This is a genomic window from Peribacillus sp. NPDC097675 (assembly GCF_050277655.1).
In the GTDB taxonomy this organism is placed as follows: domain Bacteria; phylum Bacillota; class Bacilli; order Bacillales; family DSM-1321; genus Peribacillus.
The window spans coordinates 379,543-405,690 of the sequence record NZ_JBNNSK010000002.1 but is presented as its reverse complement, the minus strand read 5'-3'; the positions used below and the strand labels follow the sequence as shown (position 1 = coordinate 405,690).

26 protein-coding genes and 1 other annotated feature are annotated in these 26,148 nt (G+C 41.8%); of the genes, 23 read left to right on the top strand and 3 right to left on the bottom strand.

From position 1 onward, the window contains the following. The first annotated feature begins 381 nt into the window (after positions 1 to 381). The 11 genes from spoIIGA (at position 382) to ileS (ending at position 10,497) form a co-directional block, all read left to right on the top strand. Positions 382 to 1,308: a sigma-E processing peptidase SpoIIGA gene (gene spoIIGA / locus ACQKL5_RS05190; RefSeq protein WP_427606940.1), complete on the top strand. Its 927-nt coding sequence runs from the start codon at positions 382 to 384 to the stop codon at positions 1,306 to 1,308. Between the two features lie 58 nt (positions 1,309 to 1,366). Beyond that, the gene (gene sigE / locus ACQKL5_RS05185; protein WP_427606939.1) at positions 1,367 to 2,086 is read left to right on the top strand and encodes an RNA polymerase sporulation sigma factor SigE; all 720 of its coding nucleotides are present in this window, start codon (positions 1,367 to 1,369) and stop codon (positions 2,084 to 2,086) included. Between the two features lie 49 nt (positions 2,087 to 2,135). Further along, positions 2,136 to 3,017 (top strand): RNA polymerase sporulation sigma factor SigG, encoded by an 882-nt coding sequence (sigG, locus tag ACQKL5_RS05180; protein WP_427606938.1) that lies wholly within the window; start codon positions 2,136 to 2,138, stop codon positions 3,015 to 3,017. 19 nt (positions 3,018 to 3,036) lie between these two features. Continuing rightward, a complete protein-coding gene (locus tag ACQKL5_RS05175) occupies positions 3,037 to 3,495 on the top strand; it encodes a YlmC/YmxH family sporulation protein (RefSeq protein ID WP_427606937.1) in 459 nt (152 codons plus the stop codon). 56 nt (positions 3,496 to 3,551) lie between these two features. Continuing rightward, a complete protein-coding gene (pgeF, locus tag ACQKL5_RS05170) occupies positions 3,552 to 4,385 on the top strand; it encodes a peptidoglycan editing factor PgeF (protein WP_427606936.1) in 834 nt (277 codons plus the stop codon). Continuing rightward, positions 4,382 to 5,059 (top strand): YggS family pyridoxal phosphate-dependent enzyme, encoded by a 678-nt coding sequence (locus tag ACQKL5_RS05165; RefSeq protein WP_427606935.1) that lies wholly within the window; start codon positions 4,382 to 4,384, stop codon positions 5,057 to 5,059. The genes pgeF and ACQKL5_RS05165 overlap by 4 nt, the downstream gene beginning before the upstream one ends. 13 nt (positions 5,060 to 5,072) lie before the next feature. After that, complete coding sequence (locus ACQKL5_RS05160; protein WP_427606934.1) at positions 5,073 to 5,540, top strand: cell division protein SepF; 468 nt, start codon at positions 5,073 to 5,075, stop codon at positions 5,538 to 5,540. Between the two features lie 6 nt (positions 5,541 to 5,546). Further along, positions 5,547 to 5,813, top strand: a complete 267-nt coding sequence (locus ACQKL5_RS05155) for a YggT family protein (protein ID WP_427606933.1) — start codon at positions 5,547 to 5,549, stop codon at positions 5,811 to 5,813. Positions 5,814 to 5,957: 144 nt separating this feature from the next. Further along, positions 5,958 to 6,731, top strand: a complete 774-nt coding sequence (locus ACQKL5_RS05150) for an RNA-binding protein (protein ID WP_427606932.1) — start codon at positions 5,958 to 5,960, stop codon at positions 6,729 to 6,731. 85 nt (positions 6,732 to 6,816) lie between these two features. Then, a complete protein-coding gene (locus tag ACQKL5_RS05145; protein WP_427606931.1) occupies positions 6,817 to 7,332 on the top strand; it encodes a DivIVA domain-containing protein in 516 nt (171 codons plus the stop codon). 62 nt (positions 7,333 to 7,394) lie between these two features. Further along, positions 7,395 to 7,641: a binding site (T-box leader), on the top strand. An 87-nt stretch (positions 7,642 to 7,728) separates the two neighbouring features. Then, positions 7,729 to 10,497 carry an isoleucine--tRNA ligase gene (gene ileS, locus ACQKL5_RS05140; protein ID WP_427606930.1) on the top strand — a complete coding sequence of 923 codons (2,769 nt, stop codon included), beginning with the start codon at positions 7,729 to 7,731 and terminating at the stop codon, positions 10,495 to 10,497. A 189-nt stretch (positions 10,498 to 10,686) separates the two neighbouring features. On the opposite strand, the gene ACQKL5_RS05135 is transcribed toward ileS, so the two are convergent. Further along, positions 10,687 to 10,941, bottom strand: coding sequence for a hypothetical protein (locus tag ACQKL5_RS05135; RefSeq protein WP_427606929.1), 255 nt, complete (start codon positions 10,939 to 10,941; stop codon positions 10,687 to 10,689). Then, a complete protein-coding gene (locus tag ACQKL5_RS05130) occupies positions 10,934 to 11,302 on the bottom strand; it encodes a hypothetical protein (RefSeq protein ID WP_427606928.1) in 369 nt (122 codons plus the stop codon). Before ACQKL5_RS05130 ends, ACQKL5_RS05135 begins: the two co-directional genes overlap by 8 nt. A gap of 483 nt (positions 11,303 to 11,785) precedes the next feature. Here ACQKL5_RS05130 and lspA point away from each other — a divergent pair, with 483 nt between their 5' ends. From lspA to pyrE, 12 genes are all read left to right on the top strand, one after another. Beyond that, the gene (gene lspA / locus ACQKL5_RS05125; protein ID WP_427606927.1) at positions 11,786 to 12,256 is read left to right on the top strand and encodes a signal peptidase II; all 471 of its coding nucleotides are present in this window, start codon (positions 11,786 to 11,788) and stop codon (positions 12,254 to 12,256) included. Then, complete coding sequence (locus tag ACQKL5_RS05120) at positions 12,249 to 13,166, top strand: RluA family pseudouridine synthase (protein ID WP_427606926.1); 918 nt, start codon at positions 12,249 to 12,251, stop codon at positions 13,164 to 13,166. Before lspA ends, ACQKL5_RS05120 begins: the two co-directional genes overlap by 8 nt. A gap of 194 nt (positions 13,167 to 13,360) precedes the next feature. Continuing rightward, positions 13,361 to 13,903 carry a bifunctional pyr operon transcriptional regulator/uracil phosphoribosyltransferase PyrR gene (pyrR, locus tag ACQKL5_RS05115; protein ID WP_427606925.1) on the top strand — a complete coding sequence of 181 codons (543 nt, stop codon included), beginning with the start codon at positions 13,361 to 13,363 and terminating at the stop codon, positions 13,901 to 13,903. 184 nt (positions 13,904 to 14,087) lie between these two features. Then, positions 14,088 to 15,377 carry a solute carrier family 23 protein gene (locus tag ACQKL5_RS05110; RefSeq protein WP_427606924.1) on the top strand — a complete coding sequence of 430 codons (1,290 nt, stop codon included), beginning with the start codon at positions 14,088 to 14,090 and terminating at the stop codon, positions 15,375 to 15,377. Positions 15,378 to 15,577: 200 nt separating this feature from the next. Next, complete coding sequence (locus ACQKL5_RS05105) at positions 15,578 to 16,513, top strand: aspartate carbamoyltransferase catalytic subunit (protein ID WP_427606923.1); 936 nt, start codon at positions 15,578 to 15,580, stop codon at positions 16,511 to 16,513. Beyond that, positions 16,476 to 17,762 (top strand): dihydroorotase, encoded by a 1,287-nt coding sequence (locus ACQKL5_RS05100; RefSeq protein WP_427606922.1) that lies wholly within the window; start codon positions 16,476 to 16,478, stop codon positions 17,760 to 17,762. Before ACQKL5_RS05105 ends, ACQKL5_RS05100 begins: the two co-directional genes overlap by 38 nt. Then, positions 17,759 to 18,865, top strand: coding sequence for a carbamoyl phosphate synthase small subunit (locus tag ACQKL5_RS05095; RefSeq protein WP_427606921.1), 1,107 nt, complete (start codon positions 17,759 to 17,761; stop codon positions 18,863 to 18,865). Before ACQKL5_RS05100 ends, ACQKL5_RS05095 begins: the two co-directional genes overlap by 4 nt. Continuing rightward, positions 18,844 to 22,050 (top strand): carbamoyl-phosphate synthase large subunit, encoded by a 3,207-nt coding sequence (carB, locus tag ACQKL5_RS05090; RefSeq protein ID WP_427606920.1) that lies wholly within the window; start codon positions 18,844 to 18,846, stop codon positions 22,048 to 22,050. Before ACQKL5_RS05095 ends, carB begins: the two co-directional genes overlap by 22 nt. Continuing rightward, complete coding sequence (locus tag ACQKL5_RS05085; RefSeq protein ID WP_427606997.1) at positions 22,050 to 22,826, top strand: dihydroorotate dehydrogenase electron transfer subunit; 777 nt, start codon at positions 22,050 to 22,052, stop codon at positions 22,824 to 22,826. The genes carB and ACQKL5_RS05085 overlap by 1 nt, the downstream gene beginning before the upstream one ends. After that, positions 22,823 to 23,764, top strand: a complete 942-nt coding sequence (locus ACQKL5_RS05080; protein WP_427606919.1) for a dihydroorotate dehydrogenase — start codon at positions 22,823 to 22,825, stop codon at positions 23,762 to 23,764. Before ACQKL5_RS05085 ends, ACQKL5_RS05080 begins: the two co-directional genes overlap by 4 nt. Beyond that, positions 23,736 to 24,452, top strand: a complete 717-nt coding sequence (pyrF, locus tag ACQKL5_RS05075; protein ID WP_427606918.1) for an orotidine-5'-phosphate decarboxylase — start codon at positions 23,736 to 23,738, stop codon at positions 24,450 to 24,452. The genes ACQKL5_RS05080 and pyrF overlap by 29 nt, the downstream gene beginning before the upstream one ends. Further along, positions 24,446 to 25,081 carry an orotate phosphoribosyltransferase gene (pyrE, locus tag ACQKL5_RS05070; RefSeq protein ID WP_427606917.1) on the top strand — a complete coding sequence of 212 codons (636 nt, stop codon included), beginning with the start codon at positions 24,446 to 24,448 and terminating at the stop codon, positions 25,079 to 25,081. Before pyrF ends, pyrE begins: the two co-directional genes overlap by 7 nt. A 279-nt stretch (positions 25,082 to 25,360) precedes the next feature. Here the strand turns inward: pyrE and ACQKL5_RS05065 are convergent, their stop codons facing one another. Continuing rightward, on the bottom strand, positions 25,361 to 26,110 hold the full coding sequence (locus ACQKL5_RS05065; RefSeq protein WP_427606916.1) for a hypothetical protein: 750 nt from the start codon (positions 26,108 to 26,110) through the stop codon (positions 25,361 to 25,363). Between the last annotated feature and the right edge of the window lie 38 nt (positions 26,111 to 26,148).

Sequence of the window (26,148 nt, the reverse complement as noted above, 5' to 3'; positions counted from 1 at the left end):
AGGCCCTATACAAAGGTTTGAAGTAATGGCTATAATATTTGCCCATATAAATGCATAAAAGGGCACGGCTGAGACCGGGAAGGATTATGATGTCTTCCTCCATATTCAAGTTATTTTAAATGTTTATTGGATAAATACTTGAAAAACAAGATGTCAGAATAAATTCATGTTCTTCAAACCAAAAATCGACATCTTTAAATGAGGGAGCCGTCCTATTCCATAGCAGTCTCGTAAAAATCAATAGCTGTTTTTCAACAAAAAGGCTAAAAAAGACTGAAAAACTCTTAAGTTTCCTTTGCAAAAAGTGACACACTTTCTACTAGTAGGTACGTTATACTTTTTGCTAGTGGAAGGTTAGATCCTTAAAGGAGGGGTGGGTGTTTGACCTTATATTTAGATGTGATTTGGTTGTTGAATTGGTTATTTGACTGCCTCCTTTTATATTGGACTGCAATCATTCTCAAACGGCGGGTCGCCTTTTGGCGGATTTGTACCGGCGGGCTGATAGGTTCACTCATCATCGTATTAGCATTTACCCCTTATTACGCAATGGCTGACCGGTTTTATATGAAAATTGCATTTTCTTTTCTTATGGTTCTAGCCACCTTTGGGTTCATCAGATTCAACCTTTTTTTGAAGTCATTAGCCACTTTATATTTTGTCACGTTTTTATCTGGTGGGATTCTTCTGGGCCTTCACTATTTATTTGAATTTCAAATCGTTTCCAAGAACCCCGGCCAATACGCCGGAATCAATCGTTATGGTGACCCCGTCAGCTGGATTTTTGTGATGGTTGGGTTCCCGCTTGCCTTGCAATTTTCCAAACGAACTCTTGAAGGGATGGAAATGACCAAACTAAAACATGAACAACTTGTTTCGGTTACGGTAAAAATTTCTGAATTTGAGGGGAGTTTTCAGGGGCTTGTGGATAGCGGGAACCAATTATATGATCCGATTACCCGCTCGCCCGTGATGATCATCTCGCTTTCAGGAAATGAAGCGGGCATTCCGCCAGATATGATGGAGTTGTTCAAGCAACCTGAAAGCTTGCTTCAACTGGAAGAACAGCCTGAATATACTTGGACTGGCCGAATGCGCGTAATTCCATATAAAGTGGTTGGGCATGAACATCAATTGCTAACGGCTATTAAACCGGATTTCATTAAGATAACACAAGGGGGAAACGTATATCAAGTCAAGCAGGGACTTGTATCATTTACTTTTCAGCAACTTTCTGCGGACAATGGTTATCAATCTATCGTGCACCCGAAAATGTTAACCGGCATCCCGGTGCAAAATGCCTCATAACATACTGTTCTTTTATAATTTGTTCCATAATCCGTTTATTTTAGAAGGGAGAATTATTTTGAAGAAACTTGTTCTTCGGCTCACCTATTTTTGGTACAAACTCTTGTTCAAGCTCGGATTAAAGACGGACGAAATATTTTATATAGGAGGAAGTGAGGCACTTCCTCCACCACTTTCAAAAGAAGAAGAGGCAATATTGATTAATAAATTGCCAAAAGGAGACGAAGCTGCACGGTCCATTTTGATTGAAAGGAATTTAAGGCTCGTCGTCTATATTGCACGAAAATTTGAAAATACGGGTATCAATATTGAAGATTTGATCAGCATTGGAACGATCGGTTTGATTAAGGCAGTCAATACATTTAACCCTGAGAAAAAAATTAAACTGGCTACATATGCCTCAAGATGTATCGAGAATGAAATTTTGATGTATTTAAGGAGAAACAATAAAATTCGTTCAGAGGTGTCTTTCGATGAACCTTTGAATATCGATTGGGATGGAAACGAGCTTCTTCTTTCCGATGTTCTTGGAACGGATGATGACATCATTACAAAGGATCTTGAGGCGAATGTAGATAGGAAACTACTGACAAAGGCATTGACGCAGCTCTCTGATCGCGAAAAGCAGATTATGGAACTGCGTTTCGGACTAGCTGGTGGAGAAGAAAAAACGCAAAAGGATGTTGCCGATATGCTTGGAATCTCCCAATCCTATATTTCGCGATTGGAAAAAAGGATTATTAAAAGGCTAAGAAAAGAATTTAATAAAATGGTGTAAAAAATAAAGCGAGTATAAAGCTTTTGAAATCGTACTTTCTTGTACTTGGATGAAGAGTGTTTTTGATTTTTTTGAAAATACCGCATGCATATTTTTTCCTCCCGCGGAAATACTGTTTTTTGTACAGCACTCCTGTGAGGAGGGAAGAATTTTGTCTCGTAATAAGGTTGAAATCTGCGGTGTGGATACATCGAAATTACCGGTTTTGAAAAATGAAGAAATGAGAAAACTCTTTAAAGAATTGCAAGGTGGCGAGCTTTCAGCAAGAGAAAAACTGGTAAATGGGAATCTTCGACTCGTTTTAAGCGTTATTCAACGCTTTAACAATCGGGGAGAATATGTAGATGATCTATTTCAGGTAGGCTGTATAGGGTTGATGAAATCGATAGATAATTTTGATTTGGGCCAGAATGTAAAGTTTTCAACGTATGCTGTACCAATGATTATTGGAGAAATTAGAAGGTATCTTCGTGATAATAATCCAATACGTGTTTCCCGCTCTTTAAGAGACATTGCTTATAAAGCATTGCAGGTTAAGGAAAAGTTGATAAGCCAGACTCTCCGTGAACCCACAGCTGAAGAAATCGCCAAAGTGTTAGGGTTGCCGCACGAAGAAATTGTTTTCGCGTTAGATGCAATACAAGATCCAGTATCACTTTTCGAACCGATTTATAATGATGGCGGGGACCCGATTTATGTACTCGACCAGTTAAGTGATGAGAAGAATAAAGATAGTACCTGGATTGATGAGATAGCCATAAACGAAGGGATGAGACGGTTGAATGACCGTGAGAAAATGATCCTTCGTAAGCGTTTTTTCCAAGGAAAGACCCAAATGGAGGTAGCCGATGAAATCGGTATTTCACAAGCCCAGGTCTCACGATTGGAAAAAGCGGCAATCAAGCAAATGAATAAAAATATTCAACAGTAAAGCTGAGTACGAGTAAAAGTTGATTGAAGCGGGTAAGAAGAATTTCTTGCCCGCCAATTGGCAAATTACCGTAGCGGCTTTTTTAGTATGTTTAAGGCCATTGAAAGAGTACCTTTATTTCCTGTTTCTTTCATTCTTACGTGAATCATGTCATATACATGAAAGTAGGTTTTTATCTGGAGAAAGATATCATGAGGAGCTGAATGGCGTGACGAGGATTTCCGATTTTCAAATTAAAGATATTGTCAATATAGCTGATGGGAAGAAATTAGGGAATATGACGGATTTAGAAATCAATACGGGGACGGGAAAGATTGAAGCAATCATTGTTTCGAACAGTACTAGATTAATGGGTTTTTTCGGAAGGGAGCAAGATATCGTAATTCCTTGGCAAAAAATTAAAAAAATCGGGGCGGATGTCATCCTTGTTGAACATCAGACGGTATTTCAAACAGAACTGAAAGATGAACGGTTATAAAAGGTACTAGAAGCAAATATATGATACACTAAACTAAAAATAAAGAGGTATGAAGCATGAAAGAACCATTTGTTTTAGTTGATGACCAATATTTGCTTGTTGATAGCTGGAGACAACATAATCTCCAGCTTGTGGCGGGCTTTTCCACGAAAAATGGGGGTGTCAGTTCAGGCTCTTATAAAACATTGAATACCGGATTCCATGTTGGGGATAAGGTGGAAGATGTACAGGAGAATCGCAGAATTCTGGCAGACAAGCTCTCTTTTCCTCTGAATCATTGGGTCGGGGCCGAGCAAACTCATGAAACGAATATCCAGCAAGTGACGACTCTAGATTGTGGGAAAGGCGCTACTGATTATCCTTCAGGATTTAAAGCAACAGATGGGTTTTATACAAAGGATAAAAATGCCCTGTTAACCCTTTGTTATGCAGATTGTGTCCCTTTATACTTTATGGCTCCTGCACATGGAATCGTAGGGGTGGCACATGCTGGATGGAAGGGAACGGTTCATGGTATTGCTCAGAAAATGGTAGAGGCTTGGAAGGGCGAAGGGGTTGAGCCGTCAGAAATTTTTGCAATAATCGGACCCTCCATTTGTCCGAAGTGCTATGTTGTAGATGATAAAGTCATAGATTTAGTGCGAAATTTGCTGGAAGAAAATGACGAGAAGCCCTATAATTTAATTAGTGAAGGACAATATCAACTAGATCTTAAGCAGCTTAATGCAATGATCATGCTGAAATCCGGGATTCTGAAGGACCAGGTTGCTGTGACTTCATTTTGTACAAGCTGTCATGAGGATTTATTTTTTTCACATCGTCGTGATAACGGGAAAACTGGTAGGTTGATGAGCTTTATTGGTTGGAAGGAGGATCTTGAGAAGCAATGAAAGTAGCAGAAAATCTAAAAAACATCGAAGAAAAGATAAATGAAGCCTGTAAGAATAGTGGCAGGCATCGTGAAGATATTAAATTAATCGGCGTTACAAAATATGTTTCCATCGAGAGAGCAAAAGAGGCATTGGAAGCGGGTGTCATTGATTTAGGTGAAAACCGCGATCAAGGCTTATTAGATAAATATGAAGTGTTGAAGGATGTTCCGAACTGGCACTATATCGGCTCCATGCAGACACGTAAAGTTAAGAATGTCATTGACAAAATTACTTATATTCATTCACTAGATCGCATATCTTTGGCGGAAGAGATACAAAAACGTACAAAAGAGCCGATAAACTGTTTAGTGCAAGTTAACGTTTCAGGTGAAGAGTCTAAACATGGGGTGGATCCAGAAGCAACACTTGATTTCATTAAAGAACTAGCCAACTTTGATAAGGTGAAGGTTGCGGGATTGATGACAATGGCACCATTTACAGATGACGAGCAAGTACTCCGAGGTTGCTTCCGTAAATTAAAAAACCTCCAATTGGAAATACAAAAAGCGGAATGGCCTCATGCTCCATGCAAGGAACTGTCCATGGGTATGTCGAATGATTTTATGATTGCCATCGAAGAAGGGTCTACCATGATTCGAATTGGTACTGCACTAGTTGGCGAAGAATTATAAGGAGGTACGTAAAATGTCATTCGTATCAAAATTCAAATCCTATTTCGCGCTGGATGATGAGTATGAATATAAGGAAGAAGTGGTGGAAGAAGAAGAGATGGAACGTAAAGCCGCAAAACCTGCTAAACAGCAGCCACAATCTGCTGCTACAGGAAATAACCCAAATCAAAATGTAGTAAGTTTGCAAAGCGTGCAAAAATCTTCTAAAGTAGTATTATTGGAGCCTCGTGCTTATGCAGAAGCTCAGGATGTCGCTGACCATTTGAAAAACCGTCGTGCAGTCGTTGTGAATCTTCAACGAATTCCACATGATCAAGGAAAGCGGATTATCGACTTTTTAAGCGGAACTGTTTATGCAATCAGTGGGGATATTCAAAAAATTGGTACAGATATATTCTTGTGTACTCCGGATAACGTCGATGTTTCCGGTAATATTACCGGTCTTGAAGTCGATAAGGAGTATGAAGAAGCGAGGTGGTAATGGTAAATGGTTCTATTGCTTAAAGGTTTATATTATTTAGTTGAAATTTATTCAATGGCGTTAATTGTTTACATATTAATGTCGTGGTTCCCTAACGCACGAGAAACATCAATCGGACAATTCCTGGTAAAAATTTGCGAACCCTATTTAGAACCGTTCAGAAAATTCATCCCGCCACTTGGCATGATTGACATTTCACCACTTATAGCCTTGTTGGTTCTTAATTTCGCGAAGAATTATGGGATTTATTACTTGCAAACCCTATTCGTATGATTTGTAGTTCAAATTCGGTCATGCAATAATGGTTCTGCTTGAACCTACACAGCTGGGTGGATTCTTGGCTGTGTAGTAGTAACGAAGGTGTATGGTTATTATCTTACAACCATTCATCCAAATGTAAGGAGCATGTATTCAAACATGAGTATTTATCAACATTTCAGGCCGGAGGAAAAGGAATTCATCGACCAGGCAATGAATTGGATTGACCAGGTTAGAGATTCTTACGCTCCTAAACTTTCTGATTTTCTGGATCCGCGTCAGCAGGAAATCCTAAATTCCCTAATGGGAAGCAACCAGGATGTGTTGCTGAGGTTTAATGGCGGAAGTGAATTCGTTGAACGTAGACGAGCCCTCATTTACCCTGATTACTACTCTCCTGAACCATCTGATTTCAATATCTCCTTATTCGATATCTCCTATCCAAAAAAATTTGTTACACTTGAGCATCGGCAAATACTTGGAACCTTGATGTCACTGGGGGTAAAACGAGAAAAATTTGGTGATATTATAGTGACAGAGGAGCAAATCCAATTAATCGCAGCGGGGGAAATGGATTCATATCTCACAGGAAATCTAGATAAAATAGGCAGTGCTTCCGTAACGATAAAAAGGATTCCGATTGAGGATATCCTTATGGTGAAGGAAAGCTGGGAAGAGCATGTCACTACTGTTAGTTCTTTAAGGCTTGATAGCATACTTTCTGCCGTTTTGAACATTTCCCGACAAAAAGCCCAGACATTGATTTCTTCAGGGAAAACTAAGGTGAATTTCAAGCAAACGGAAAATGTTTCAGAAGAATGCCGTGAAGGAGATACTCTTTCCATAAGAGGTTTTGGCCGCTGTAAAATCACTTCAATAGATGGGAAAACCAAAAAGGATAAGTGGAGAATCTCATTAGGTAGGCAAAAATAAATCAGTAGCTAGCAGGATTCATATATTATTTGTCGAATATAGAGTTTTAATGTAAAAGAGTAGAAATTGTTCTGGAGGTGCCGTAATGCCCTTAACCCCGATAGATATACATAACAAAGAATTCAGTAAAGTATTTCGAGGGTATGATGAAGATGAGGTCAACGAATTCCTTGACCAAGTCATTAAAGACTATGAATTGATTCTAAGAGAAAAGAAAGAAATGGAAGAGAAACTGAACGAAACATTTGATCGTTTAGGCCATTTCACGACTATTGAGGGCACGCTTAATAAGTCCATCATTGTCGCGCAGGAAGCGGCAGAGGAATTAAAGCGAAATGCCCAAAAAGAAGCCAAATTGATTATCAAGGAAGCAGAGAAGAATGCCGACCGGATTGTCAACGAATCGCTTGTGAAAGCAAGAAAAATAGCGATGGATATAGAAGATTTGAAAAAGCAATCGAAGGTATTCCGAACACGTTTTAAAATGCTTGTCGGAGCACAGCTTGATTTGTTGGATAATGATGACTGGGATCATCTACTTGAATATGAAGTGGATGCATCTGAAATAGAGTTAAATGACAGTATAAAAGAAGAAAATTAAACGTTTCCTTGACTTCAAGCACTTTTTTCGCATATAATTTTTTAACAATACTATTATGATGACATTAGACGATGACAGGGACAGTAAATTCCTCATATTCTTATTTGCAGCGAGCCGGGGATGGTGTAAGCCCGGTATGGGAGAAGGAATGGAACATCACCCTTGAGTTCTGAATTGAACCTGCGTATGCAGTAAGTAAACGATGCGTTTCATTCACGTTACGAATGCTCGAGAGGAAAGGGTTCAACGTTTATTGACTCTTTCTAACCAGGGTGGTACCGCGGGAAGCAAAGCTTTCTCGTCCCTTTTTCAGGGATGAGAAGGCTTTTTATTTTGCCTGGATAACGGGTCATCGAATCTTAATGAAGTCATGTAGATGGATGGAGGAATTTTATTATGGAATATAAAGATACTTTATTAATGCCTAAAACAGAATTTCCAATGCGGGGAAACCTACCGAAACGTGAGCCTGAAATTCAGGATAAGTGGAAAGAAATGGACATCTATAAAAAAGTGCAAGAACATACAGAAGGACGTCCTTTGTTCATCTTGCATGATGGCCCTCCATATGCAAATGGTGATATCCATATGGGTCACGCGTTGAATAAAGTTTTAAAGGATTTCATTGTCCGATTTAAATCCATGAGCGGGTATCATGCACCATACGTACCAGGTTGGGATACACACGGACTACCAATTGAAACGGCTTTGACTAAAAAAGGCGTGAATCGTAAAGAAATGAGCGTTGCCGAATTCAGAAAGCTATGTGAAGAATATGCATACGTACAAATCAACAATCAACGTGAGCAGTTCAAACGGATCGGGGTTCGCGGCGATTGGGATAATCCTTATATCACATTAAAACCTGAATATGAAGCACAGCAAATCAAGGTTTTCGGTGAAATGGCGAAAAAAGGCTATATCTATAAAGGGAAAAAACCTGTTTACTGGTCCCCTTCAAGTGAGTCAGCTCTTGCTGAAGCTGAGATCGAATACCAAGATAAACGTTCTGCCTCCATTTATGTTGCTTTTGAAGTGACAGATGGTAAAGGTGTCATTGATGAAGGTGTAAAAATCATCATTTGGACGACAACTCCTTGGACGATTCCAGCCAACCTTGGAATCTCGCTACATCCACAATTAAACTATGTGGTCGTGGCCGTTGATAATGAAAAATATTTAGTGGCAGAAGCCCTATTGGATTCTGTTAAAGAAACGCTTGGATGGGAAAACCCGACTATCGTGAAAACGGTAAAAGGTAGTGAGCTGGATCGTGCTGTTGCGAAACATCCGTTATATGATCGTGAATCACTAGTGATGTTAGGGGAGCATGTAACTACTGAAGCGGGAACTGGTTGTGTTCATACTGCTCCAGGTCACGGGGAAGATGACTTTATCATCGGTCAGAAATATGGCTTGGATGTACTTTGCCCGGTAGATGAAAAAGGTGTCATGACGGAAGAAGCAGGAGAATTTGCTGGATTATTCTATGATAAAGCAAATAAAGCCATTTCCGAAAAATTAACTGAAGTGGGAGCATTATTGAATCTGACGTTCATCACACATTCCTTCCCACATGACTGGCGGACGAAGAAACCGACGATCTTCCGTGCAACTGCACAGTGGTTCGCTTCCATCAAGGACTTCCGCGAGGACCTACTAAAGGCGGTTGAAGAGACGAAATGGGTGCCGGCATGGGGTGAAACACGCCTATTCAATATGGTCCGTGACCGAGGAGATTGGTGTATCTCCCGTCAACGTGCATGGGGCGTTCCAATTCCTGTATTTTATGCAGAAAATGGCGAGCCAATCATCACTGATGAAACAATCAACCATATTTCAGAATTATTCCGTGAGCACGGTTCAAATATCTGGTTTGAACAAGATGCAAAAGATCTTTTACCAGAAGGCTTTACACATGAGGGAAGCCCTAACGGTATCTTCACGAAAGAAACGGATATCATGGATGTGTGGTTCGACTCAGGTTCTTCCCATCAAGCGGTTCTTGAGGAGAGAGAAGATCTTCAACGTCCTGCAGACCTATATCTTGAAGGTTCCGACCAATACCGCGGCTGGTTCAATTCATCGCTATCAACGGGTGTAGCCGTTACAGGTAAAGCGCCATATAAAGGCGTACTTAGCCACGGTTTCGCACTAGACGGTGAAGGCCGTAAGATGAGTAAATCCATTGGTAACGTGGTCCTTCCATCTAAAGTCATGAACCAGCTAGGTGCTGATATTTTACGTCTATGGGTCGCTTCTGTCGATTACCAATCTGACGTACGTGTTTCAGATCCAATCTTAAAACAAGTTTCTGAAGTATATCGTAAAATCCGTAATACGTTCCGCTTCCTATTAGGTAACTTGGATGGCTTTAATCCAGAAACGGATAAAGTGGCGGTAGAAGATTTGCGTGAAGTCGATCAATATATGTTGGTTAGATTGAATAAGCTGATCACTCAATCAAAACAAGGCTATGAAAATTATGAATTTGCTACTATTTATAATATGGTCAACAATTTCTGTACGCAGGATTTAAGTTCATTCTATCTTGATTATGCGAAAGACATTCTGTATTGTGAAGCACCAAACGGTAAAGATCGTTTAGCTATCCAAACGGTTCTTTATGAGTCATTAATCAGCTTAACGAAATTAGTGTCACCGATTCTTTCTCATACAGCGGATGAAGTATGGACGTTCATTCCGGGTGTAACGGAAGAGAGTGTGCAGTTGACATTGATGCCTGAAGAAATTTCAGTGGATAATGCACAAGCAATCGAGGAAAAATGGACGGCATTCATGCATGTTCGTGATAATGTCCTGAAAGCATTGGAAGAAGCACGTAACCAAAAAGTAATCGGGAAATCTTTGAACGCGAAAGTGACCGTGTATGTAAATGAAGAGACAAAGAACCTTCTTGATAGCATCGAAGAGAGCTTTGAACAGCTATTCATCGTTTCCGAATTTGATATCGCTGGCGATGTGGCCAGTGCTCCATCAGAAGCTGTGAAACTTGAGGAAATGGCGATCCTGGTAACAAAAGCAGATGGCGAAACGTGTGAACGTTGTTGGAATGTTTCAAAAGATGTAGGTCAAGTCGAAGAACATCCGACACTTTGCCCACGTTGTGCAACTGTCGTGAAAGAGCATTATACAATTCAGTAATCTTAGGAGGGGGCTGTCTAATAAGTCCCTAAAATAAGACAGGTGGAGAAAAAAGAAACGTTTTCTCCACCTGTTTTTCTATTTTTATAATGTTTCATTGAATATTTTCATAAAAAAGGGGTTGTCCAAAAATCCTATAAAATAAAGTCAGAAATTCAGACTCAATTCAAACTAAAGATAGAATAACAATTAAAGAAAAAACTTGCCAGCGGCAACTAATGCTCCTACTTGAGCAGCTACTTTTAAGAAATCGACAAAAAAACCATTCCAACCTACTCCTTTTTTTACTGATTTTTCTATTGCATCTAACTGTTTTTGAATCAATTCTAACTTATATAATATGGTCTCTTTTTGAATTGTTAGAGATATAATTTCTTTATCTTTTTCATCTATTCTTTTTTCTAATTTAACTATATTTTTATTTAATTCTTCTAAATTACTCATGATCTTTCACTTCTCTTAAACCCCACAAGGCTAAGAGAGATATCGCAAAATAAACTCCTACGCCTGTACTTAGAGGCTGCTTTGATAAAATAAATCCTGCTGCCATTGTTCCGTATAAAAATGTTGCAAACATCAAAGCTACCTTATGAATAAAAGATTTTTCCCATAATAATCCTAATAAATGAAACAGTAAACTTAATAAAAAAACACTTATCCATTGATTTTGATTACCGACTTTTTGAAACGTATAGAACAGTTCTGGACGGTCTTGAAATAATCTTTCATTTAGGAAAAGAACTATTGACCACCAAGCTGTAATTACGATTAAAAAAAAATCGATATAACGTTTATTGTTGTGCATAAAACTCCTCTTTTCAAATATTTTCTCCTTATAATTTATGTATTAATGACGAAGCTTGTCACACCTTTTTTAAAACTCTATGTTATATTCTGATGAGAAGTATAAAAGGTAAATCTATAAACTATTGTTTTAGTTTATAGGAGCTAAAAGGAAAAAAAGGTCAGATTTAATTAATGGCCTTGTATGTAAAGAAAGGGCTGTCTCATAAGTGCTATTTCTAGTAAATAACTAAAGAGGTAGAAATATCATAAAATCAATATTTCTGCCTCTCTCTATTTATTCAATTTCGACTTAATTCCGCCTTTTGGGACAGTCCCTTCTTTAAAATGGACAGAAGTCGAAATCCGCATTCGGCATGGATAAGGACGAGGGGAATTTACTGGAGCCACGGAAAAGTTGGCCTTTTACTTTTCGTATTAGTCATTATTTCTAGTTTATGCTACAATTCAAAAGTGAAGATTTGATTAGTTTGGGGGAAAAATTGTGTTTTATTACCTAATTGCCCTTTTGGTCATAGCTTTCGATCAGCTGACAAAATGGATGATTGTGAAAAAAATGGAGTACGGAGAAAGCATTGAAATTATTGAAAACCTTCTATATATTACCTCGCATCGTAACCGTGGGGCAGCATGGGGAATTCTACAAGGTCAAATGTGGTTTTTCTACATCATCACCATCGCTGTCATTATTGGAGTTGTCTACTATATACAGAAAATGGCGAAAACAAGCCGTTTACTTGGAGTTTCCCTAGGGCTTATGCTCGGTGGGGCGATAGGAAACTTCATTGACCGTATAGTTCGCCATGAAGTAGTCGACTTTGTCCATACCTATATTTTCAGCTATAGTTTCCCGGTATTTAATATTGCCGATGCCGCGCTTTCAATCGGTGTCGTGCTGCTCGTGATTCATATGTTTTTGGAAGAAAAAAATGCTAAGGAGAAAGATAATGGATAAAAAGCTATACAGCATCGATGAAACACTAAAAGGTACAAGGATTGACAAGGCTCTGTCGACTTTAAATGAGGAATGGTCACGCACTCAAGTCGCGCAATGGATCAAAGATGATCATGTTTTGGTAAATGGGACCGCCATTAAATCAAATTATAAATGTAGCATAGGAGACGAAATCGAAGTCATGATTCCAGAACTTGTGGAATTGGATGCAGTCGCCGAAGAAATGAATCTGGATATCTATTACGAAGATGAAGACGTGCTAGTTGTCAATAAACCGAGTGGAATGGTAGTTCACCCAGCACCGGGACATGTAACGGGTACTCTTGTTAATGGATTGATGGCCCACTGTAAGGACCTTTCTGGGATCAATGGCGTTATGCGACCGGGAATCGTCCATCGTATCGATAAGGATACATCAGGTTTATTGATGGTTGCAAAAAATGACATGGCCCACGAAAAACTTGTTCAGCAATTAGTCGATAAAACGGTAACCCGCAAGTATCAAGCGGTGGTCCATGGTGTGATTCCCCATGATTTCGGAACAGTTGATGCTCCGATAGGCCGGGATAAAAAAGATCGCCAAAGCATGACGGTGACGGATTCCAATTCTAAAACCGCGGTTACCCATTTCCGCGTGGTTGAACGTTTCACTGCCTTTACATTAGTGGAGTGTCAACTTGAAACAGGAAGGACCCACCAAATTCGTGTCCATATGAAATATATTGGCTTCCCCCTTGCAGGAGATCCTAAGTATGGTCCTAAAAAGACGTTGAAATTAGATGGACAAGCGCTTCACGCAGGTCTTCTTGGTTTCATTCATCCACGGACGAATGAGTATATGGAATTTGAAGCGCCAGCCCCTGAAGAATTCACGGAGCTTATCGAACAATTACGCAGAAGTAGTAATTGACAAGACAAGCTTTATGTGATAGTATGATACTAACTTAATGAGAACCTTTAACACAGTCCAGAGAGACTGAGAAGGAAACGGATAGTAAAAGGGTGGTTTGTACCCTTTTGCTGCAAAAATCCCCACACCTTCTTGGTGTGGGGATTTTTTGTTGAAGGAGAGCTCACAGTTCAAAAGAAATTGAGGCGGTCCACATGAATGAGAAAGCAATAGTGCTCGATGAAAAGGCCATCAGCAGGGCCTTGACTAGAATTGCCCATGAGATTATTGAAAAAAATAAAGGAATTGAGGATTGTATCTTAGTCGGGATTCGTACTCGGGGTATCTTCTTGGCTGACCGACTTGCCAAGCGAATCGGTCAAATTGAAAGTAAAGAAATTCAGTTAGGTGAATTAGATATAACGCTTTATCGTGATGATTTATCGACGAAGACGAACGATGGCGAACCTGTTGTAAAAGGATCCGATATTCCGGTTCCGATTACGGATAAGAAAATTATCTTAGTGGATGATGTTCTCTTCACAGGAAGAACCGTTAGGGCGGCAATGGACGCATTGGTGGATATGGGAAGACCTTCGCAAATTCAATTGGCTGTCTTAGTGGATAGAGGTCATAGGGAACTTCCGATTCGTGCGGATTACGTCGGGAAGAATATTCCCACATCTCAATCCGAGAAGGTTACGGTCACTTTGACGGAAGTGGACGATCTCGATCAGGTCACCATATTAGAGAAATGAAAAACGATAATAAAATATTGCCCTTTTAAAACGGTCCAGAGAGGCCGGCAAAGGGAGTGAATCGGGACGGGACCTCTAATCCTATATTGGATAGATTATGCCCTCCCGCGAAACCCTCTTTGTTTATACTGCAAAGAGGGTTTCTTTGTATCTTAGAAGCAATGTTCATAGGGGGAAAAGGAAAATGGAAGACGGAAGAAAAGACATCATCCTCGATGTAGAAGACGTACCAAGATTTGGCCAATGGATTACATTAAGTATCCAGCACCTGTTTGCGATGTTTGGCTCCACTGTGTTAGTGCCATTCCTAGTCGGTCTAAGCCCAGCAGTTGCATTGGTTTCCAGTGGCTTAGGAACATTATCATACTTATTTATTACGAGAGGTCGAATACCTGCTTTTCTTGGTTCATCGTTCGCTTTTATAGCTCCAATTATTGCGGCCAAGTCACTTGGTGGGCCGGAAGCAGCAATGATCGGTTGTTTTGCAGCAGGCTTCATATATGGAATAGTGGCATTGGTCATCCATAAAGTCGGGTTACGCTGGCTGATGGTTATATTGCCTCCGGTCGTTGTCGGGCCCGTTATCATAGTAATTGGCCTGAGTCTTGCCGGAACAGCGGTAGACATGGCTATGTACGATCCACAACATAATTACAGCGTAACCTATATCATCATAGCGCTCATCACTTTAGCCGCTACGATAGTCTGTAACATTTTCTTTAAAGGATTCCTAAACTTAATTCCTATATTGATGGGAATTATAGTCGGTTACGTCTGCTCGGCATTAGCGGGAATTATCGATTATAGACCGATTGAATCAGCAAAATGGTGGGAAATGCCGGAATTCATGATACCCGGCATAACCTATACGCCAACTTTTTCTTGGGAAGTCATCGCCATCATGGTACCAGTCGCCATTGTCACCCTTTCTGAACATATCGGGCACCAGATGGTATTAAGTAAAGTGGTCGGCAGAAACTTTTTGGAAAAGCCGGGTTTGCACCGATCCATCCTGGGTGACGGGGCAGGCATCATGATTGGTTCCCTAATCGGGGGACCACCACTTACGTCATATGGTGAGAATATCGGGGTGTTGACGATGACGAAGGCATTTAGTGTCTACATCATCGGTGGTGCAGCGTTGACAGCTATGATCTTCGGCTTCAATGGGAAAATTTCAGCGGTAATCGGTTCAATACCCACGGCCGTCATGGGCGGAATTTCAATCCTTCTCTTTGGTATCATCGCTTCAAGCGGGTTAAGAATGTTGATAGATAATCAAGTGAATTTTGATAAAAAACGTAATCTGATGATTGCGTCGGTCATCTTAGTAATAGGGATTGGCGGTGCATTCGTACAACTCTCGGAAAATGTTTCTCTATCCGGAATGGCGCTCTCAGCGATAGTCGGGATTGTTCTTAACCTAGTCTTACCGGACAGAGAAAAAGTGACCGGAGACATTTTTGTAAAATAAAAGAATAATAGATTCTAAGTCACCTTTTAAAAGAAGTCCAGAGAGACTTAAAAGGGTGTTGCTATAAAGACGGAGGGGAAAGCCAGGGTAGGTTTTTACCCAAGCCCTCTAAAGTCTTTATGACTTACACCCTGTCCTTAAATGGCGGGGTTTTTTTTACCCCCCGAATCACAAAAAAAGTTGTGAAGGGAGCAGGTATGATGAAAAGGTTATTGAGGATGAATGAGTTATCTATAGCTGAAATTGAAACAATTTTACATGAGGCAGAAGGATTTGCCACCGGAACGAACTGGATGCCCCTGCAGCAGACCATGGTCGCCAACCTTTTCTTTGAACCAAGTACACGAACGAAATCAAGCTTCGAAATGGCAGAAAGAAAATTAGGTCTTGAGGTCATTCCTTTTGAGCCGGGAACATCATCCGTATTAAAAGGAGAAACCTTATATGACACTGTCAAAACCTTCGAATCGATAGGAGTCAATGCCCTAATCATCCGTCATGAACAAGACAACTACTTTGATGAATTGAAAGACAAACTACATATCCCCATTATCAATGCCGGGGATGGTTGTGGAAATCACCCGACACAGTCGTTGCTTGATATATTGACCATAAAACAGGAGTTTAATAGTTTTAAAGGTCTGAAAATTGCGATTATTGGAGATGTGAGGCACAGTCGCGTGGCGAAATCAAATGCAGAGGCGCTGACTCGTCTCGGTGCAGAAGTTATATATTCAGGTCCCCCTGAATGGTTCGACAGAAACAGCAGTTTCGCAAAATACGAAGACATCAATCAAGCATTCTCTACTTCTGATGTGGTCATGTTATTAAGAATTCAGCATGAAAGGCATAACGATAAATACGATGTGGATAAGGGAGATTATCTGGAAAGGTTCGGATTGACCAAAGCACGTGAAAGAGCGATGAAGCCAAGTGCCATCATCCTGCATCCTGCACCTATTAACCGCGGGGTGGAAATTGATAGTGATTTAGTTGAATGCAGTCGCTCAAGAATTTTTAAACAAATGCAAAATGGCGTTTTCATCAGGATGGCCGTGCTTAAAAATGTACTTGAAAAAAATAAAGGAGGAATGACTCATGAAAACTGTCATCAAAAATGGAGTATTGCTAGATAATCAAAATCAATCCAAGAAAGCAGATATAGAAATAGAGGGAAGGTTCATCACGAAAATAGGGGAGAACCTGCCGACGGAAGGTAGTGAAGTAATAGATGCTGATGGGCTGCTTGTTACAGCAGGATTCATAGATCTCCATGTACATTTACGTGAGCCGGGGGGAGAACATAAAGAAACCATTGAAACGGGAACCTTGGCGGCGGCCAGAGGTGGCTTTACGACGGTAGCGGCCATGCCCAATACAAGACCTGTACCAGACACTATGGAGCACCTTGAGGCGTTGAATAAAAAAATTGAAGAAACGGCACATGTTCGCGTGTTACCCTATGCTTCGATCACGATTAGAGAAGCTGGCAAGGAGCTGACTGATTTTTCAGCACTTAAGAAGACAGGGGCATTCGCTTTTACAGATGACGGTGTTGGCATTCAAGATGCAGGGATGATGCTTGAGGCGATGAAGCGGGCAGCCGCCAATGATATGGCTGTGGTCGCCCATTGCGAAGATAATACCTTAATCAATAAAGGCTCCGTTCATGAGGGCAGATTTTCCAAAGAAAATGGGATTAATGGAATTCCTTCAGTATGCGAAGCTGTACAGATTGCTCGTGACATCTTGCTTGCGGAAGCGGCAGGCTGCCATTACCACGTTTGCCATATCTCAACGAAAGAATCGGTGAGAACCGTAAGAGATGCCAAACGTGCCGGTATCCAAGTCACTGCGGAAGTGACACCGCATCATCTATTACTCTCAGAAGATGATATTCCAGGGCTTGATACGAATTATAAAATGAACCCTCCATTAAGGGGACGCGAAGATCGCGATGCTTTGATTGAAGGCCTGCTAGACGGAACCATTGATTTCATCGCAACAGACCATGCCCCACATTCGGCCGAGGAAAAGGCACAAATGATGGAACTTGCTCCGTTTGGAATTGTGGGTCTAGAAACGGCCTTCCCACTGCTTTATACGGAATTGGTCCAAAAAGAAGTGATCACCTTGAAACAGTTGCTCGATTTCCTGACCGTCAAACCAGCCGAAAGCTTCTCGCTTCCATACGGCCAGCTAAAAGAAGGCGGATTGGCAGATATCACGTTACTCGACTTGGATGCAGTACAGGCAATCAATAAAGATGAGTTCTTTTCAAAAGGGAAAAATACACCCTTCAATGAAAAGAAATGCTATGGCTGGCCGGTTATGACTTTTGCAGAAGGAAAGGTAGTTTGGGAGAAAGGACGTGTTCAGCAATGAAAAGACAGCTTATTTTAGAAGACGGTACAGTTTTCATTGGAGAAGCATTCGGGGGAGAGGTGGAGAAAATCGGGGAAGTCGTTTTTAACACGGGGATGACAGGTTATCAAGAAATTTTATCCGATCCATCTTACTGCGGTCAAATTGTAACTTTGACCTATCCACTAATTGGGAACTATGGTATCAACCGGGATGATTTTGAATCAATTAATCCAGCCATTGCCGGATTCGTCGTGAAGGAAACTGCAGACTTTCCTTCTAACTGGCGCAATCGATTATCACTTGATGACTATTTGAAAATGAAGAATATACCTGGAATTTCTGGAATCGATACGAGAAAGCTGACAAGGATCATCAGAAAAACCGGTGCTCTTAAAGGGGCACTCTGCAATTTGAATAAAAGGGTCGACGAGGTTGTAACCCAGCTTAAAGCAACGGTCCTCCCGACCAATCAAGTAAAACAGGTATCTACTAAAACGGCTTATTCAAGTCCAGGTAGGGGACCACGAGTGGTACTAGTCGACTACGGAATGAAGCATGGTATTTTACGAGAGTTGACGAATCGTGGATGTGATGTCGTGGTCGTTCCTTATAATGTCACGGCAGAGGAAGTCATGCACTATCATCCGGATGGGGTGATGCTGTCCAATGGACCAGGAGACCCCAAAAGTGTTCGGAAAACGTTAGAAATGATTCGTATAATCCAACAAGAAGTCCCACTATTCGGTATATGCCTTGGACATCAGCTATTCGCGCTTGCAAACGGAGCAGATACAGACAAACTAAAATTCGGTCATCGCGGATCCAATCATCCAGTAAAGGATCTTCGTACGGGAAAAGTATCCATTACTTCCCAAAATCACGGTTACACAGTCGAAATGAATTCAATCGAAAATACCGATCTTACCGTGACACATACTGCCTTGAATGATGATACCATCGAAGGTTTACGCCATAAACATTACCCGGCCTTTACGGTCCAGTACCATCCGGAGGCATCACCAGGACCGGAAGACGCCAATTATCTTTTCGATGAATTTTTACGGAACATTGAAGTTGCCACTACGAAGGGGGAAGAAAAATGCCTAAACGCCGGGATATAAAAAGCATCCTAGTTATTGGTTCAGGTCCAATCGTCATCGGTCAGGCCGCTGAATTTGATTATGCCGGGACACAAGCATGCATCGCATTAAAAGAAGAGGGCTACCGAGTAATTCTAATCAACTCCAATCCTGCGACAATCATGACCGACAGTGAAATGGCGGATGCGGTTTATATAGAACCCATCACGCTGGAATTTGTCAGCAAAATCATCCGTAAAGAGCGTCCTGATGCCTTGCTTCCGACTTTGGGGGGGCAAACGGGATTGAATATGGCTGTTGAACTGGCTAACTCCGGAGTCTTGGATGAATGCGACGTCCAAATCCTGGGTACGAAACTTTCAGCCATCCAACAAGCGGAGGACCGAGAGTTGTTCAGGACATTAATGAATGAACTTGATGAGCCGGTTCCTGATAGCGACATTATTCATAATTTGGAAGAGGCTTATGCATTCGTGGAACGAGTGGGCTATCCAGTCATCGTGCGCCCCGCTTTCACACTAGGTGGAACAGGAGGCGGAATTTGTGAGGACGAGGAACAGTTGATCGAGATTGTTGAAGGCGGCTTGAAAAGCAGCCCGGTCCATCAGTGCCTGCTTGAGAAGAGCATTGCCGGTTTTAAGGAAGTGGAATATGAAGTAATGCGAGATTCCAATGACAATGCAATTGTCGTTTGTAATATGGAGAATTTTGATCCGGTCGGTGTACATACAGGTGATTCAATTGTTGCGGCACCAAGCCAAACGCTAAGTGACCGAGAGTACCAAATGCTTAGGAATACTTCGTTGAAAATCATCCGTGCCTTGAAAATTGAAGGTGGGTGTAATGTCCAGCTGGCTCTGGATCCGCATAGCTACCGTTACTATGTCATAGAAGTAAACCCAAGGGTCAGCCGTTCGTCTGCACTTGCTTCAAAAGCGACAGGCTACCCAATCGCCAAACTTGCGGCTAAAATTGCGGTAGGTTTAACACTTGACGAAATGATGAACCCGGTCACAGGAAAAACATATGCCAGTTTCGAACCGGCGCTAGATTATGTGGTCACGAAAATCCCACGCTGGCCATTCGATAAATTTGAAAGTGCCAATCGCAGGCTCGGCACGCAAATGAAGGCAACCGGAGAAGTCATGGCCATTGGCCGAACATTCGAGGAATCGATACTTAAAGCTGTTCGTTCCCTTGAAGCCGGTCTATATCACCTCGAGTTGAGTGAGAATTTCACTGATGAAATAATTGAAAAAAGAATCCGGAAAGCGGGAGATGAACGGTTATTCTATATCGGTGAGGCATTAAGAAGAGGAAAAACGATTGAAACCATTCACGAATGGAGCCGAATCGATTTATTCTTCCTTCATAAACTGAAGAAAATCATCGACTTTGAACAAGAGTTACGTACTCATATTTATGACACGGAAGTTTTGCAAAGGGCTAAAGAGCTTGGCTTTTCCGACAAAACCATTGCGGAAATCTGGGAAGTCTCTGAAATCAATGTTTATGAATACCGGAAACAAAATGGAATCATACCGGTCTATAAAATGGTGGATACGTGTGCCGCAGAATTCGAATCGGAAACACCGTATTTTTACGGAACATATGAAGAGGAAAACGAGTCGGTGGTTACGGCTAAGAAGAGCGTCATCGTGCTTGGGTCAGGTCCGATCCGTATTGGTCAAGGTGTGGAATTCGACTATGCGACCGTGCATTCCGTCTGGGCCATCAAAGAAGCGGGCTATGAAGCAATCATCATCAATAATAATCCGGAAACGGTATCAACGGATTTCAGTATATCCGATAAACTTTACTTCGAGCCATTGACGCTTGAAGATGTGATGCATGTCATTGATTTGGAGAAACCTGAAGGGGTCATCGTCCAATTTGGTGGCCAGACCGCCATCAATCTTGCAAAAGGACTGGTTGAACGAGGCGTGAAAATCCTCGGTACTTCTCTAGAAGACCTGGATCGTGCGGAAAATCGAAATAAGTTCGAATATGCCCTCCAAGAAATGGGCATTCCGCAGCCGAAAGGGAAAACGGCCACGTCCGTTGAAGAAGCGATTATTATAGCTGAGGATATCGGGTATCCCGTTTTAGTAAGGCCTTCCTATGTACTCGGAGGAAGAGCGATGGAAATTGTCTATAAACAAGAAGAATTATTGTATTACATGAAAAATGCGGTAAAAATCAATCCGGAACACCCGGTACTGATTGATCGGTATCTAACGGGTAAAGAAGTGGAGGTCGACGGAATTTCCGATGGCAAGACCGTGGTCATACCTGGAATCATGGAACACATCGAACGGGCGGGCGTTCACTCGGGCGATTCGATTGCCGTCTATCCGCCTCAAAGCCTAACGGAAAAACAAAAGCAAGTGATCATAGATTACACGACCAGATTGGCAAAAGGCTTGAATATCATCGGTCTGCTAAATATCCAATACGTTATCAGTAATGACGAAGTGTATGTCATTGAAGTGAATCCACGATCAAGCCGTACAGTTCCATTCTTAAGCAAAATTACGAATGTGCCGATGGCGAATTTGGCCACTAAGGTGATCTTAGGGCAATCGCTTGAAACTCAAGGATACCAGCCTGGAATAGTTCCCGAAAAAAGGGGGGTTTATGTAAAAGTGCCTGTCTTCTCATTTGCTAAACTAAGAGGAGTGGATATCTCACTCGGGCCAGAGATGAAGTCGACGGGTGAAGTAATGGGGAAAGACAGCACGCTAGAAAAGGCCTTATACAAGGGACTTGTTGCCTGTGGTTTCACAATCCAAAGTCACGGAACGGTCTTGCTAACGATAGCGGATAAAGATAAGCAGGAAGCACTTCAGTTGGCTAGACGCTTTCATAACATCGGCTTCAAGCTAATTGCCACAAGTGGAACGGCAACAATGCTAGGAGGTTCCGGCATTCCAACGGATGTCGTAGGAAAAATCGGTGAAGAGGGCAGAAACCTTTTGGATGTCATCCGTCACGGGGAAGCTCAGTTTGTCATCAACACATTGACGAAAGGAAAGCAGCCGGAACGGGATGGGTTCAGGATCCGACGTGAATCGGTTGAAAATGGAGTTACCTGCTTGACATCATTGGATACAGCAGAAGCCATTTTAAGAGTGATCGAATCCATGACATTCTCAACGGAAGCCATGGGAAAGGCGAAAAAAAGTCGTGAGGTGAGCTATACATGATCAAGAAGGAAACAATGAAGGTGTTGGCACATAAAGAACTGGCTCCATTGATATTTGAGCTGACCTTACAAGGTGAGTTAGTTTCTGAAATGAAGCAACCGGGCCAATTTGTCCAAATTAAAACGACGGAAGGTACCGAGCCGTTGCTAAGACGCCCGATTTCGATTTCTTCTTATAACCATACTGAAAATCAGTTCACGATGATTTATCGGGCTGAAGGGAAAGGAACCATGTTATTGTCTCAGCGTAAGGAGACGGAAGGAGTCGATATTCTCGGTCCACTTGGTAATGGCTTTCCGGTTCATGAAGCGAAAGCGGGAGAGACCGCATTGCTGGTCGGTGGCGGAATAGGTGTCCCGCCCCTGTTCCAACTCTCGAAAATGCTGGGTATGAGAGGAGTCAGGGTCATTCATGTACTTGGTTTCCAAACGAAGGCTGCCGTTTTTTACGAAGAAGAGTTTAGGGGATTAGGAGATACATATATTGCAACGATGGATGGATCATACGGGACAAAAGGATTCGTTACGACGGTCATCGAGAAGCTGGGTGCCAAATTTGAAACGGTCTTTTCCTGCGGGCCAACACCGATGTTGAAGGCGTTGGAAGCGGGGTATGGCGACAAGAAGCTTTATCTATCGCTAGAGGAAAGGATGGGTTGTGGCATCGGTGCTTGTTTTGCATGCGTATGTCACACTGCAGACGATCCGGAAGGCTTTAGTTATAAGAAGGTATGCAGTGACGGACCCGTATTTCGTGCAGGAGAGGTGGTACTATGAGCAGATTATCGGTGGAATTACCCGGTTTACACTTAAAAAATCCGGTCATGCCAGCTTCAGGCTGTTTTGGATTCGGGCGTGAATACAGCCAGTTCTTTGATTTGGATATATTGGGAGCCATCATGATTAAAGCGACAACACCCGAGCCTCGTTTTGGCAACCCGACACCGCGTGTCGCCGAAACTTCTTCCGGCATGTTGAATGCAATCGGATTGCAAAATCCGGGTCTAGATAAAGTCATTCATGATGAATTGGCGTGGCTCAGTAAATATGATGTGCCAATCATCGCCAACGTTGCCGGATCCCATATAGCTGATTATGTAGATGTTGCCCGGGACATCAGCAAGGCAGAGAATGTAGCGGCACTCGAATTGAATATCTCCTGTCCGAATGTAAAAGAAGGTGGCATCGCTTTTGGTACGGTTCCCGAAGTTGCAAAGGAAGTAACCAAGGCAGTCAAGGAGGTTTCCTCGGTCCCGGTTTATGTGAAGCTTTCTCCCAATGTCAGCGATATTGTGGCCATGGCCAAAGCGGTTGAAGAAGGCGGAGCCGATGGACTGACAATGATCAATACGTTAGTTGGCATGCGCTTGGATTTAAAAACGGGTCAGCCAATCCTTTCAAACAAGACTGGTGGGCTGTCTGGCCCTGCCATTAAACCGGTAGCACTTAGGATGATTTATGAAGTGAGCCAACAAGTTTCGATTCCAATCATTGGTATGGGCGGAATCAATTGTGCGGAGGATGTCATTGAATTTTTCCACGCGGGTGCGAGCGCAGTTGCGGTGGGAACAGCAAACTTCGTTGATCCGTTTATTTGCCCGACGATTATTGAAGATTTGCCAAGATTGTTGGATGAGTTGGGATTTGAACATATAACTCAATGTACCGGAAGGAGCTGGAAGAAAAGTGAAGAAATCGTTAATCATCGCGCTTGATTTTCCTGACCTGGATGAAACGAAGCGGTTTTTAAAACATTTTCAATCTGAGAAACTAGCAGTTAAAGTCGGAATGGAGCTGTTTTATCAGAATGGGCCAACCATCATTTCATATGTAAAAGAACATGGGCATGATATTTTTCTAGACTTGAAGCTTCATGATATCCCTAATACGGTCAAAATGGCAATGAGGGGGCTTGCTACATTGAATGTGGAGATGGTGAATGTCCATGCGGCCGGCGGAAGCAGAATGATGGAAGCGGCGCTTGAAGGGCTGGATAGTGGAACGGCTTCCGGAAAAAAGCGTCCGTTATGCATCGGGGTGACACAACTGACAAGTACCTCGCAGAAACAGATGAACCTGGAACAAAACATTCCCGGAACGCTTGAGGATTCAGTGCTACACTACGCAAAGCTTACCCACGATGCCGGTCTTGACGGAGTTGTCTGCTCTACCCATGAAGTGATGAGCATCCATGGACGCATTAGCGACCAATTTATGACGGTCACACCCGGCATTCGTAATGCAGGTGGACAAATGCATGATCAACATAGAATAGCCACGCCTGAACAGGCAAGGATCATAGGGTCAGATGCAATCGTGGTAGGAAGATCAATCACATCAGCAAAAGATCCATTACAAGCGTATATAGACGTGAAAGCAGCCTGGGAGGGAATACGATGTTAAACCAATTAATTGCAGAACATCTTTTAGAAATAAAAGCGGTGTTCCTACAGCCTAATGATCCATTCACGTGGGCCTCTGGAATTAAGTCACCCATTTATTGCGATAATCGTTTGACCCTTTCCTATCCAGTAGTTCGTAACGAAATCGCAGAAGGATTGAAAGAATTGATCCAACAGAATTTCCCGGATGCCGAGCTGATCGCTGGAACTGCAACAGCTGGAATACCGCATGCAGCCTGGGTGAGTGATAAATTGGAGACACCGATGTGTTATGTCCGTTCGAAAGCGAAGGAACATGGTAAGGGCAATCAAATTGAGGGTCGTGCTTTGCCAGGTCAAAAAGTGGTAGTCGTTGAGGATTTGATATCAACAGGCGGTAGCGTCATAACGGCAGTCGACGCTCTTAGAAAAGCAGGATGTGATGTCCTTGGGGTGGTTTCGATCTTTACCTACGAATTAGAAAAGGGTAAAGCAAAGTTTGCTGAAAAAGGAATCACGAACTTTTCCTTAAGTGATTATTCAACATTGATAAAAGTGGCTAACGAAAAAGGCTACATTACTGTGGCAGAACTGGAAAAGTTAAAAAAGTGGCGTGAAAATCCAGAAAATTCCGCATGGATTTCGGCATGAATCGAGCTAACGGGTAGATGTAAAATAGGTATGCTTACAGCACTTCGTATTCCCTAAAGAGTTCGGGGTGTTGTTTTAACTTTTTTTGTGCCGTACCAGCATGACACATTAACTTTATCCTTTAAGCTTTGGCTATGGTGGAAGTAAAAGGAGGGTGATCAGGTGTCGTATTAATTTTAAAAAGCACACCACTAATACTAGCGGTGTCCCAAAGGTTATTTCATGTGGAAACATTCTATTTTTCACTTTTTTAAGGAAGTCTTTTAATATACTATTAAATTACCATTTCCAACTATAAGCAATAGTTTTTACTTCTTTCGCTTTTCCTTTGACGGTAGCTGGAAGTTCTGGATAGTTCAGTTCAAATCCAGTTTTTCCACCGGCATTCAACCCAATATCCAATGAACCATTTAATACGCCTAACAAATTCCCCTCTTCGTCATATAAACCAGATGCCAAACGAATGTCATCCGCTTTTTCATCTCCATCATTTATAGCATTCCCTGTGACAGAATAAGGGTTATCTGAAAAATCACCTCTCAAAGCGTTCACCTTAACATTTTCCGTTTTTAAATAGACTGGTTCCTCATCTGTTGTATCGAAATCTATATTAGAATAGGCTTTATTGAGCAATTTAGGGTCTTTCACAGATTCTAAAATAGTGGATTCACCAATATACGCCGTTTCACCTGGCATAATTACCTCAGGTGTAGCCGTTATCATACTAGCTGTACCAAGGACACTTCCGTCTTCCCCTTCAAAATTAATTTGGATATCCCTCAACGAAGCAGGGGCATTCCCGGTATTTTTCACTTCAGCAGAATAGTTCACCCATACAGAATCTATAGAATCTTTCCAAGCACCAAATGTTTCTTGTATTATTTCTACTTTAGCTTCCTTTTTATCTTTTTGCTCAGCTTTTGTGTTGGTAGCAGAACCGTTTTCTGTTGAAACAGTTTGTTCCTCACCTGAACATGCGGTCAAAAGTAAAACCACCATCAAAATACTCATACTCCATATTTTTTTCATTAAAATAATTCCTCCCTTTTACGACAGAAACTATATTA

What these genes read in the sequence shown, in the direction of transcription:
- sigG (WP_427606938.1), top strand. Translation starts at nt 2,136, where the DNA reads ATGAAGAGTGTTTTTGATTTTTTTGAAAATACCGCATGCATATTTTTT.
- pgeF (WP_427606936.1), top strand. Translation starts at nt 3,552, where the DNA reads ATGAAAGAACCATTTGTTTTAGTTGATGACCAATATTTGCTTGTTGAT.
- ACQKL5_RS05165 (WP_427606935.1), top strand. Translation starts at nt 4,382, where the DNA reads ATGAAAGTAGCAGAAAATCTAAAAAACATCGAAGAAAAGATAAATGAA.
- ACQKL5_RS05160 (WP_427606934.1), top strand. Translation starts at nt 5,073, where the DNA reads ATGTCATTCGTATCAAAATTCAAATCCTATTTCGCGCTGGATGATGAG.
- ACQKL5_RS05155 (WP_427606933.1), top strand. Translation starts at nt 5,547, where the DNA reads ATGGTTCTATTGCTTAAAGGTTTATATTATTTAGTTGAAATTTATTCA.
- ACQKL5_RS05150 (WP_427606932.1), top strand. Translation starts at nt 5,958, where the DNA reads ATGAGTATTTATCAACATTTCAGGCCGGAGGAAAAGGAATTCATCGAC.
- ACQKL5_RS05145 (WP_427606931.1), top strand. Translation starts at nt 6,817, where the DNA reads ATGCCCTTAACCCCGATAGATATACATAACAAAGAATTCAGTAAAGTA.
- ileS (WP_427606930.1), top strand. Translation starts at nt 7,729, where the DNA reads ATGGAATATAAAGATACTTTATTAATGCCTAAAACAGAATTTCCAATG.
- ACQKL5_RS05135 (WP_427606929.1), bottom strand. Translation starts at nt 10,941, where the DNA reads ATGAGTAATTTAGAAGAATTAAATAAAAATATAGTTAAATTAGAAAAA.
- ACQKL5_RS05130 (WP_427606928.1), bottom strand. Translation starts at nt 11,302, where the DNA reads ATGCACAACAATAAACGTTATATCGATTTTTTTTTAATCGTAATTACA.
- ACQKL5_RS05120 (WP_427606926.1), top strand. Translation starts at nt 12,249, where the DNA reads ATGGATAAAAAGCTATACAGCATCGATGAAACACTAAAAGGTACAAGG.
- pyrR (WP_427606925.1), top strand. Translation starts at nt 13,361, where the DNA reads ATGAATGAGAAAGCAATAGTGCTCGATGAAAAGGCCATCAGCAGGGCC.
- ACQKL5_RS05110 (WP_427606924.1), top strand. Translation starts at nt 14,088, where the DNA reads ATGGAAGACGGAAGAAAAGACATCATCCTCGATGTAGAAGACGTACCA.
- ACQKL5_RS05105 (WP_427606923.1), top strand. Translation starts at nt 15,578, where the DNA reads ATGAAAAGGTTATTGAGGATGAATGAGTTATCTATAGCTGAAATTGAA.
- ACQKL5_RS05100 (WP_427606922.1), top strand. Translation starts at nt 16,476, where the DNA reads ATGAAAACTGTCATCAAAAATGGAGTATTGCTAGATAATCAAAATCAA.
- ACQKL5_RS05095 (WP_427606921.1), top strand. Translation starts at nt 17,759, where the DNA reads ATGAAAAGACAGCTTATTTTAGAAGACGGTACAGTTTTCATTGGAGAA.
- carB (WP_427606920.1), top strand. Translation starts at nt 18,844, where the DNA reads ATGCCTAAACGCCGGGATATAAAAAGCATCCTAGTTATTGGTTCAGGT.
- ACQKL5_RS05080 (WP_427606919.1), top strand. Translation starts at nt 22,823, where the DNA reads ATGAGCAGATTATCGGTGGAATTACCCGGTTTACACTTAAAAAATCCG.
- pyrE (WP_427606917.1), top strand. Translation starts at nt 24,446, where the DNA reads ATGTTAAACCAATTAATTGCAGAACATCTTTTAGAAATAAAAGCGGTG.
- ACQKL5_RS05065 (WP_427606916.1), bottom strand. Translation starts at nt 26,110, where the DNA reads ATGAAAAAAATATGGAGTATGAGTATTTTGATGGTGGTTTTACTTTTG.